The organism is Massilia sp. 01N417, from assembly GCF_056399645.1.
In genome coordinates, this window is record NZ_JBFTRS010000006.1 from 272,588 (window position 1) to 282,956 (window position 10,369).

General features: G+C 64.7%; 10 protein-coding genes. 8 read left to right on the forward strand and 2 right to left on the reverse strand.

Annotation, left to right across the window (positions count from 1 at the left end; all coding sequences use genetic code 11):
* Positions 1 to 247: 247 nt before the first annotated feature.
* Positions 248 to 892, reverse strand: coding sequence for a response regulator (locus AC1DOQ_RS09515; protein WP_036232923.1), 645 nt, complete (start codon positions 890 to 892; stop codon positions 248 to 250).
* A 105-nt stretch (positions 893 to 997) separates the two neighbouring features.
* A complete protein-coding gene (locus AC1DOQ_RS09520; protein WP_477362508.1) occupies positions 998 to 1,462 on the reverse strand; it encodes a universal stress protein in 465 nt (154 codons plus the stop codon).
* 371 nt (positions 1,463 to 1,833) lie between these two features.
* Here AC1DOQ_RS09520 and AC1DOQ_RS09525 point away from each other — a divergent pair, with 371 nt between their 5' ends.
* The 8 genes from AC1DOQ_RS09525 to AC1DOQ_RS09560 form a co-directional block, all read left to right on the forward strand.
* On the forward strand, positions 1,834 to 2,715 hold the full coding sequence (locus AC1DOQ_RS09525; RefSeq protein WP_477362510.1) for a protein phosphatase CheZ: 882 nt from the start codon (positions 1,834 to 1,836) through the stop codon (positions 2,713 to 2,715).
* Complete coding sequence (locus AC1DOQ_RS09530) at positions 2,715 to 4,586, forward strand: chemotaxis protein CheA (protein ID WP_477362512.1); 1,872 nt, start codon at positions 2,715 to 2,717, stop codon at positions 4,584 to 4,586. Before AC1DOQ_RS09525 ends, AC1DOQ_RS09530 begins: the two co-directional genes overlap by 1 nt.
* 220 nt (positions 4,587 to 4,806) lie before the next feature.
* Complete coding sequence (gene leuC, locus AC1DOQ_RS09535; RefSeq protein WP_477362514.1) at positions 4,807 to 6,207, forward strand: 3-isopropylmalate dehydratase large subunit; 1,401 nt, start codon at positions 4,807 to 4,809, stop codon at positions 6,205 to 6,207.
* Positions 6,208 to 6,308: 101 nt separating this feature from the next.
* Positions 6,309 to 6,431, forward strand: a complete 123-nt coding sequence (locus AC1DOQ_RS09540) for a lipoprotein (protein WP_442124945.1) — start codon at positions 6,309 to 6,311, stop codon at positions 6,429 to 6,431.
* Between the two features lie 109 nt (positions 6,432 to 6,540).
* Positions 6,541 to 7,188, forward strand: coding sequence for a 3-isopropylmalate dehydratase small subunit (gene leuD, locus AC1DOQ_RS09545; RefSeq protein ID WP_477362516.1), 648 nt, complete (start codon positions 6,541 to 6,543; stop codon positions 7,186 to 7,188).
* A gap of 12 nt (positions 7,189 to 7,200) precedes the next feature.
* Positions 7,201 to 8,271, forward strand: a complete 1,071-nt coding sequence (gene leuB / locus AC1DOQ_RS09550) for a 3-isopropylmalate dehydrogenase (protein WP_477362518.1) — start codon at positions 7,201 to 7,203, stop codon at positions 8,269 to 8,271.
* Between the two features lie 99 nt (positions 8,272 to 8,370).
* Positions 8,371 to 9,513 carry an aspartate-semialdehyde dehydrogenase gene (asd, locus tag AC1DOQ_RS09555; protein ID WP_477362520.1) on the forward strand — a complete coding sequence of 381 codons (1,143 nt, stop codon included), beginning with the start codon at positions 8,371 to 8,373 and terminating at the stop codon, positions 9,511 to 9,513.
* A 271-nt stretch (positions 9,514 to 9,784) separates the two neighbouring features.
* Positions 9,785 to 10,369: type IV pilus assembly protein FimV (locus tag AC1DOQ_RS09560; RefSeq protein WP_477362522.1), on the forward strand; the 585-nt coding region annotated here is incomplete at its 3' end.

The window sequence follows — 10,369 nt, forward strand, 5'->3', positions numbered from 1 at the left end:
GCAAGTCGAAACGCTGAAGTCAGTATGCCAACACGAGTTCGGCATTCATATCAGCAACGGCTGAATGTGTAGGTAGGAAGGGGAGTCAGACTGTAGGAAATTTCTTAATGTCTGGGCTCAGTTCCGAGTGGAGCAAGGGCATGCCCGTGTAGGAAGGGCGGGAGGAAGAGGACGTCTCATGCGCGCCACGCGGACGGTGGCGGGCACCAATGGCCTGGCAGCGGGTCAAAATGTGTTTATGCGGCGCTCACGCCTTCATGGGCGCCAGCAGGCGGTGCGCGACCGCATACTGGACCATCTCGGACAGCGAGGTCATGCCCATCTTCTGCATGATCCGGGTCTTGTGGGTGCTGACCGTCTTCACGGACAGGTGCAGGTTGTTGGCGATCTCGGTGATCGACTTGCCGCCGACGAGCAGGGAAAATACTTCGAATTCGCGGTCCGAGAGCTGCTTGTGCAGCAGCTGCTCGTTCGGCGCCATGATGTTCAGCGCCAGCTGCTCGGCCACTTCGGTACTGATATAAGGACGGCCCGAAGCGACCTTGCGGATCGCGCCGACCAGCTGGGTGCCGGCGCTTTCCTTGGTCAGGTAGCCCTGGGCGCCGGCGCGGATCGCACGCACCGCATACTGTTCCTCCTCGTGCATGGTGAGGATCAGGATGGCCAGCTTGGGCGCCTCGCTGCGCACCTGGCGGATCAGGTCGACGCCGCTGCGTCCCGGCATCGACAGGTCCAGCAGCAACAGGTCGAAGCCGCCCTGGCGCACCAGCGACAGGACTTCGAAACCGTTGATGGCCTCGCCGACGATCTCGATATCGAGTGCGCCGTCGAGGATGCGCTTGAGGCCTTCGCGCATGATGGTATGGTCGTCAGCGATGACTATGCGAATCATGGGGCTTCCCTGTGAGTGCAATACGGATGCGGTTGCCACGCTACCACATTGCAAGATAACAAACAGTATTATTTTTGGAATAAGGTCATGCCCTGAGGAGATGGTTCAGGTGCCCGGCTCGCGGATCAGGCGGTGCACCAGTACCGGCTTGCTGGTCTGGGACAGCACCTTGTTCGTCACGCTGCCGAGCAGCAACTGGCCCCAGCCGCTGCGGCCGTGCGAGCCCATGAAGATCAGGTCGCAGTGTTGTTGTTCTGCCACGTCGACGATCTTCAGCGCGGCCGAGTCGGAGAACGCGGTCATGCAGGAGTGCTTCAGCCCGCAGTTGTCGCAGGAGCGCATGATCTTGCCCATGTATTCCTCGCCCGTGCGCCGCATCTGCGCAATGTATTCCTCTTCGCTGGGGTAGGACGGCGGGATGATTTCGACATACACGGGGTACTGGTAGTCGGGCGCGACGAACAGCGCCAGCACTTCGGCGCCCATCTGTTGCGCGAACTGTACGCCGGCGCAGGCGGTGTGCTGGGACACCGCGGAACCGTCGGTGGTGATCAGAATTTTCTGGTACATGGTGAGCCCTCCCTCACGTCACGTTACCTTTGTATTGTAGTCCTCGTTTTCATCCTTAGCAGATCGTAAATGATTGATCTTGCTCAGTGATATGTTCGCTTGCCTGCGCGAAAACAACGAATGTCACAAAAGGCGGTGCGATAAAAAAATACAACACTTGCTTGGTGAAAATATTCAGAAACTGGTGGAAATAATTGTCGCGGAACTAAGTTTACGATCCCAATCGACAACGGCCCCTGTTCCGAGATTTACCTACGGCAACCACACTGCTACACTCGTGCAATACCCCAGACCGTCCGTATCGACGGCAGCAAGCACAGCACACAGTACAGATCATCGCGACATTTACACATTATGGAGAAGCAGGGACTATGACCGACGCCGCTGACGATTTCGACGCATTATTCGAGGAAGTGGCAGCGCAGCGAGCCAGCGCGCCCGCTCCCGCACCGGCTCCGGCGCCCGAGCCCGCCGCCGGCGGCGACAGTGGGGACGACGACGACCTCGAAGCCCTGTTCGACCAGGTCGCATCGAGCTCCGCGCCCGCCGCCGCCGCGGCCCCCGAGGCCGCGCCCGCCGCCGCCGCCGCCGCAAGCGTGGCGACCGGCCATGAAGGCACCGACGACCCGGATGGCCAGATGATGTACGCCCGCCTCGGCAGCATCGTGCGCATCATGCACGATTCGCTGCGCGAACTTGGCTACGACAAGGCGCTCACCGAGGCTTCGTCCCAGATCGTCGACGCCCAGGACCGCCTGGAATACGTCGCGACCCTGACCGAGCAGGCCGCCAACAAGGTGCTGAACACCCTGGACGACGGCATGCCGGCCCAGGACCAGCTGTCCAAGCAGGCCAAGGACATGGAAGGCCGCTGGGCCGACCTGTTCGCGGGCAAGCTGTCGATCGAGCAGTTCAAGGCGCTGGCCGGCGATTCGCGCGGCTTCGCCCAGGCGGTGTCGGAAGCCACCGAAGCCGAGAAGGCGCGCCTGCTCGAGATCATGATGGCGCAGGACTTCCAGGACATCACCGGCCAGCTGATCAAGAAGGTGGTCAAGATCACGCAGACCGTCGAGAACGAACTGGCGCAGCTGCTGCGCGACAGCGCACCGGCCGAGGTCAAGGAAAAGCTGGCGCAGAAGCAGGCCGCCCAGGAACAGGAAAAGCCTGCGGAACTGATGCAGGGTCCGTCGGTGCCGTCCGCCGCGCTGGACCAGGATAGTGTCGATGACCTTCTTGCCGATCTGGGATTCTAATGGATGAGATGCTCAAGGATTTCGTCGTCGAGGCGCTGGATCTGTCGACCAACGTCGAAGAGCACCTGCTCCTTCTCGAACGCGATCCGGATAACAAGGAAACGCTGAACGCGGTGTTCCGCTCGTTCCACACCATCAAGGGTGGCGCGGGCTTCATGGGACTGCCCGCGCTGGTGACCGCCTGCCACCTGACCGAGAACCTGTTCGACGCCTTGCGCACCGGCGCGGCGCCGGTCACGCCGTCGGCTATCGAGGCCTCGCTGCAGGCCTCCGGCTTCGTCGCCGACCAGCTCAACGACCTGAACAACGGCACGCCGCCCGAGCAGCTGGCCTCGATGCCGGCCGACCTCGAGCGCATGCTGAAGGATGCGATCGCCGGCAAGGATGCGCCGAAAGCCGCGCCCGCCGCCGCTCCGGCCGCTGCGCCGGTGGCGGCCGCCGCGCCGGTGACGGCCGCTGCGCCGGCAGCCGCGGCGATCGGTGAGGACGGCCTGGATTGGGAAGCCATGTACATGGCGGTCGTGCCGCCGGGCAGCTACACCCCGGCCGCGGGCCAGGAAGCCGCGCCGGCCGCCGCAAGCGCCGTGACGGCTCCGGCGGCCGCCGCGGAAGCTGCCCCGGCCAGGTCCGGCTGGGACGGCATCGAGCGCCGTGGCGCCGAGAAGCCGGCGCAAAACGCCGCCGCCAAGGCCGACGAAAGCATCCGTATCGACGCGGTCAAGCTGGACGCGCTGCTGGAAGTGGCGGGCGAATCGGTGCAGGCCGCGAACCAGGCCGCCGTGCTGCTCGAGCGCCTGTCGCAGTTCAAGTTCGAAGGCCAGGCCGCCACGCTGATGGCGACCCTGACCGAGACCCTGGAACGCGCCTCGCGCTACTCGACCGAGCTGCAGCGCGCCACGCTGGCGACCCGCATGCAGCCGGTGGGCCGCCTGTTCCAGAAGTTCCCGCGCCTGGTGCGCGAGCTGGCCAAGGACCTCGGCAAGGAAGTCGAGCTGACCATCGAAGGCGCCGAGACCGAAGTCGACCGCGTGGTGGTGGACAGCCTCTACGACCCGCTGGTGCACATGCTGCGCAATGCGCTGGACCACGGCGTCGAAGGTCCGGAAGACCGCGTCGCCAACGGCAAGCCGGCCAAGGCCTACATCCTGCTGAAAGCCTGGCAGGAAGCCAACAGCGTCATGATCGTGCTGCAGGACGACGGCCGCGGCATGGATCCGTCCAAGCTGCGCAAGAAGGCGATGGAGAAGGGCCTGATCACCGAGCACCAGGCGACCTCGGACGACGAGGCCTACCAGTTGGTCTTCCTGCCGGGCTTCTCGACCAAGGAAGTGGCGTCGTCGGTCTCGGGCCGCGGCGTCGGCATGGACGTGGTCAAGACCGCGGTCGAGAAGAACCGCGGCGCGATCCGCATCGATTCCAGGCTCGGCGCCGGCACCAAATTTTCGATCCGCCTGCCGATCGAACTGTCGATCGTGCCGACCATGCTGGTGTCGACCTCGGGCGCCCAGCTGGCGCTGCCGATGGCGGTGGTCGAGCGCGTGGTCGAGCTGCCGGAAACCTTCATGCAGGTCGGCGGCGCCCCGGTGCTGAAGGACCAGGGCCGTCCGCTGCCGGTGCGTTCGCTGGCGGCTTCGCTGGGCTACGAGGAGTGCTCGGAGCGCGTCGGCATCGTCATCAACGCGCCCCAGCCCTACATCATCGCGGTGGAAGCGGTGGACGGCACGGCCGACCTGGTGATCAAGCCGATGACGGCCCTGCACGTCGAGGGCATCACCGGTACCGCGCGCTCCGCCGAGGGTTCGCTGGTGCTGGTCGTGGGCCTGTCCTTCCTGATGGACGGCTGCCGCTCGAGCGTGCGCCTGGCTGCATAAAGCAACACGAAAACAAAGCCAAGAAAAGCCTGCGCATACTCTGCGCGGGCTTTTTTTATTTGCAAACATGCTATTGGCTGCAAATTAAATTTGCATGCGGATGAGCCGGTTGAAATAATCTTGCCGAAGGCCCGGGCTGACGCACTGCACAAATATGGCATAATCAAAGACCATGCCCGCATAAGGCGGTTGTTCAAGTGGATAGCTAGCGATTGAAATCATGTTAAAGACGCTCTACGACAAACTCTGGGATTCGCACGTCGTGCGTGCCGACGCGGACGGCACCACCGTGCTCTATATCGACCGTCACCTGGTTCACGAAGTGACCAGCCCGCAAGCCTTCGAAGGCCTGCGCGTGGCGGATCGCCCGCTATGGCGCACCTCCGCCAACCTTGCCGTAGCCGACCATAACGTGCCGACCACCGACCGCAGCCACGGCATCGCGGACCCGACCTCGCGCCTGCAGGTCGAGACCCTCGACAGCAATGCGAAGGCCTTCGGCGTCACCTACTTCAACATGAACGACAAGCGCCAGGGCATCGTCCACGTGATCGGCCCGGAGCAGGGCGCCACGCTGCCCGGCATGACGGTGGTCTGCGGCGACTCGCACACCTCGACCCACGGCGCCTTCGGCTGCCTGGCGCATGGCATCGGCACCTCCGAAGTCGAACACGTGATGGCCACGCAAACCCTGCTGGCGAAGAAGTCGAAGGCGATGCTGGTGCAGGTCGACGGCGCGCTGCCGGCCGGCGTCACCGCCAAGGACATCGTGCTGGCCGTGATCGGCAAGATCGGCACCGCCGGCGGCACCGGCTACGCGATCGAGTTCGCCGGCTCGACCATCCGCTCGCTGTCGATGGAAGGCCGGATGACGGTCTGTAACATGGCGATCGAAGCGGGCGCGCGCGCCGGCATGGTGGCGGTCGACGACACCACCATCGACTACGTCAAGGGCCGCCCGTTCGCGCCCGTCGGCCCGCAGTGGGAGCAGGCGGTCGCCTACTGGCGCAGCCTGCACACCGACCCGGGCGCGAAGTTCGACATGGTCGTGACCCTGGACGCGGCCGAGATCCGCCCGCAGGTCACCTGGGGCACCTCGCCCGAGATGGTGACCACGGTCGACGGCCGCGTGCCCGATCCGGACAAGGAACGCGATCCGGTCAAGCGCGACGCGATGGAAAAGGCGCTGGTCTACATGGACCTCAAGCCGAATACGCCGATCGAGGACATCCGCATCGACAAGGTCTTCATCGGCTCCTGCACCAACTCGCGCATCGAGGACCTGCGCGCCGCCGCCGCCGTGGTGCGCGGCCGCCAGCGCGCCTCCAACGTCAAGCTGGCGATGGTGGTGCCGGGTTCCGGCCTGGTGAAGGAACAGGCCGAGCGCGAAGGACTCGACAAGATCTTCAAGGCCGCCGGCTTCGAATGGCGCGAGCCGGGCTGCTCGATGTGCCTGGCCATGAACGCCGACCGCCTCGATCCGGGCGAGCGCTGCGCCTCGACCTCGAACCGTAACTTCGAAGGCCGGCAGGGGCAGGGCGGACGTACCCACCTGGTGTCGCCGGCGATGGCGGCGGCGGCGGGGATCGCGGGCCACTTCGTCGACGTGCGCGCACTATAAAATTGAATTCGTCGGCGCCATCCGCGCCGGAAACGAACCGTAACCTAGCCGGCCGGGGTCGATCATCCTGGCCGGATCATGACATCAATATTAGGGATACCATGAAAAAAGTACTCGCTCTCGCACTCATCGCATTCGTTGTCACTGGCTGCAATACCATCTCCGGCGTCGGCAAGGACGTGCAGAAGGTTGGCCAGGTGATTACTGGCGCGGGCGGGAAATAATTTTGATAGGCATACGCCGCGAACTTCGGGGTCAGAGCCCTTTTAAAGGCAACACCGGGCTCTGACCCCTGCGGCACTGACCCCGCTGACTAGCAGTTGGAAGCAGACCATGGACAAATTCACCGTACAAGAAGGACTGGTGGCGCCGCTCGACCGCGCCAACGTCGACACCGACGCCATCATCCCCAAGCAGTTCCTCAAGTCGATCCGCCGTACCGGCTTCGGCCCCAACCTGTTCGACGAGTGGCGTTACCTCGACCATGGCGAGCCGGGCATGGACAATTCGAAGCGCCCGCTGAATCCGGATTTCGTGCTGAACCAGCCGCGCTACCAGGGCGCCTCCATCCTGCTGGCCCGCAAGAACTTCGGCTGCGGCTCCTCGCGCGAGCACGCGCCCTGGGCCCTGCAGCAGTTCGGCTTCCGCGCCATCGTCGCGCCGAGCTTCGCCGACATCTTCTTCAACAACTGCTACAAGAGCGGCCTGCTGCCGATCGTGCTGAACGAACAGCAGGTCGACCACCTGTTCAACGAGGTCAAGGCCTTCCCCGGCTTCAAGCTGGTGGTCGACCTCGAGCAGCAGGTGATCCGCACGCCGGACGGCAAGCTGGCCTTCGAATTCGCGATCGACGAGTTCCGCAAGTACTGCCTGCTGAACGGCCTGGACGACATCGGCCTGACCCTGCGCCACGCCGACGAGATCCGCGCCTTCGAGGAACGCCATCTGCGCGCCCAGCCCTGGCTCGCCAACACGATCTAAGCAAGGAATCACATGAAGATTGCAATCCTGCCGGGCGACGGCATCGGTCCCGAGATCACGGCCCAGGCGGTCAAGGTCCTGAACGCGCTGGACGAGCGCTTCGAGCTGGAGAGCGCGGAGGTCGGCGGCGCCGGCTACGCGGCCCACGGCCATCCGCTGCCGCCCGCCACCCTGGCGCTGGCCAAGGCCGCCGACGCGGTGCTGTTCGGCGCCGTCGGCGACTACAAGTACGACAGCCTGGAGCGCGCGCTGCGTCCGGAACAGGCCATCCTCGGCCTGCGCAAGGAACTCGGCCTGTTCGCCAACCTGCGTCCGGCGATCCTGTATCCGGAACTGGCGGGCGCCTCGACCCTGAAGCCGGAAGTCGTGTCCGGCCTGGACATCCTGATCATCCGCGAACTGACCGGCGACATCTATTTCGGCAAGCCGCGCGGCGTGCGCGAGTGCCCGGACGGTCCCTTCGCCGGCCAACGCGAAGGCTTCGACACCATGCGCTATGCGGAAGGCGAGATCCGCCGCATCGCCCACGTCGCCTTCCAGGCCGCCCGCAAGCGCGGCTCGCGCGTGACCAGCGTCGACAAGGCCAACGTCCTGGAAACCTTCCAGTTCTGGCGCGACATCGTCACCGAAGTGCACAAGGACTACCAGGACGTCGAACTCGAACACATGTACGTCGATAACGCGGCGATGCAGCTGGTGCGCGCGCCGAAGAAGTTCGACGTCATCGTTACCGGCAATATGTTCGGCGACATCCTGTCGGACGCGGCCGCGATGCTGACCGGCTCGATCGGCATGCTGCCCTCGGCCTCGCTGGATGCGAACAACAAGGGCCTGTACGAGCCTTCGCACGGCTCGGCGCCCGACATCGCCGGCAAGGGCGTCGCGAATCCGCTGGCGACCATCCTGTCGGCCGCGATGATGCTGCGCTTCTCGCTCGGCAAGCCGGAACAGGCGGACCGCATCGAGAACGCGGTCAAGGCCGTGCTGGCCCAGGGCCTGCGCACGCCCGACATCTTCGAGGAAGGCACGACCCGTGTCGGTACCGAACAGATGGGCGATGCGGTGGTCAACGCATTGGCATGAAGTAGCGTTAATTGATATTCATCGTGGGCACGGCGTGCCCACCCTACGGTAGGGTGGGCTCTCCGAGCCCACGGCAACACAGATAAAGAGGGATTTGAAATGAAACTAGTTGGTCTGGTTGGTTGGCGCGGCATGGTCGGCTCGGTCCTCATGAAGCGCATGCAGGACGAAGGCGATTTCGACCACATCGAACCGGTGTTCTTCACCACCTCGAACCCGGGCGGCGCGGCGCCGGCCATGGCGAAGAACGAGACCAAACTGAAGAGCGCCACCGACATTGCCGAGCTGTCGAAGTGCGAGATCATCATCTCGTGCCAGGGCGGCGACTACACCACCGAAGTCTTCCCGCAGCTGCGCGCGGCCGGCTGGAACGGCTACTGGATCGACGCCGCCTCGACCCTGCGCATGAACGACGACGCCGTCATCGTGCTCGACCCGGTCAACCTGAACGTCATCAAGGATGCGATGACGCGCGGCGTGAAGAACTTCGTCGGCGGTAACTGCACCGTGTCCTGCATGCTGATGGGCCTGGGCGGCCTGTTCAAGAACGACCTGGTCGACTGGATGACTTCGATGACCTACCAGGCGGCATCGGGCGGCGGCGCCCAGCACATGCGCGAACTGCTGACCCAGTTCGGCACCATCAACGGCGCGGTGAAAAACCTGCTCGACGATCCGGCCTCGGCCATCCTCGAGATCGACCGCACCGTGCTGGCGACCCAGCATGGCATGTCGGCCGACGAGACCAGGCAGTTCGGCGTGCCGCTGGGCGGCAACCTGATCCCCTGGATCGACAAGGACCTGGGCAACGGCCAGTCGAAGGAAGAGTGGAAGGGCGGCGCCGAGACCAACAAGATCCTCGGCCGGGGAACCTCAGTCAGCGGCAAGCCGGGCGCGGCACCGATCATCCCGGTGGACGGCCTGTGCGTCCGCATCGGCGCGATGCGCTGCCACTCGCAGGCACTGACCATCAAGCTGAAGAAGGACGTGCCGCTGGACGAGATCAACGACATCATCGCGGGCGACAACCAGTGGGTGAAGTTCGTGCCGAACACCCGCGAAGACTCGGTGCGCGACCTGACCCCGGCCGCCGTCACCGGCAGCCTGACCATCCCGGTCGGCCGCGTGCGCAAGATGTCGATGGGTCCGGAATACATCTCGGCCTTCACCGTCGGCGACCAGCTGCTGTGGGGCGCGGCCGAACCGCTGCGCCGCATGCTGCGTATCGTGCTGGACAAGTAATTCCGGCCGGCGCGGGTAGAATAGGGCGGTTTCGGCCGCCCGCGACAAGGCGGCTTCGGCCGCCTTTTTCGTTGTAGTCTCCATTGCAAGAGGTGCTAACGAAATGTCATGGTTTGACCCAAAAAACATCAGTTGCGTGAATAGAGCGTCTACATATCTCACGGGCTGTGAATGTTTCCTCCCGCAGAGCTTGCATGCCATAATGCATGATGCTATGTTGCTGTGACCTCCGGGCAACTTTTGCGGCCCGCTCAACTCACCCAGTCGAATTATGCATTCCACTCACCGTCCCTCGATGAAGTCGTCCGCGCTGAAGAAGCTCACCGCGGCGGTCGCCAGTGCGTTGGTCCTGAGCTCGGCCGCGCACGCGGCAGGCCTCGGCAAACTCACCGTGCTGTCCGCGCTCGGCCAGCCCCTGCGTGCCGAAATCGAGCTGACGGCGGTGTCCAGCGACGAGGCGTCGGGACTGGTGGCCAAGCTGGCCTCGCCCGAAGCCTTCCGCGCCGCGAACATCGAATTCAATCCGGCCCTGCTGTCGCTGCGTTTCGCGGTCGAGCAGCGCAACGGCCGCCAGTTCATCCGCGTGAGCTCGAGCCAGCCGCTGAACGAGCCCTTCGTCGACATGCTGCTGGAGCTGAGCTGGAATAACGGCCGCCTGGTGCGCGAGTACACCTTCCTGCTCGATCCGGCCGAGCTGCGCGCGACCCAGTCGGCCCAGGTGGCCGCGGGCGAGCCGCCGCCGGCCGTGCGTCCGCGCGCGGAAACGCCGGCCGTGGMGCCGGCCGCATCGGCGGCGGCACCGGCGCCGCAGGCATCGGAACGTCCGCGCCGCAGCCGCCAGGCCGCCGCCGGCGGT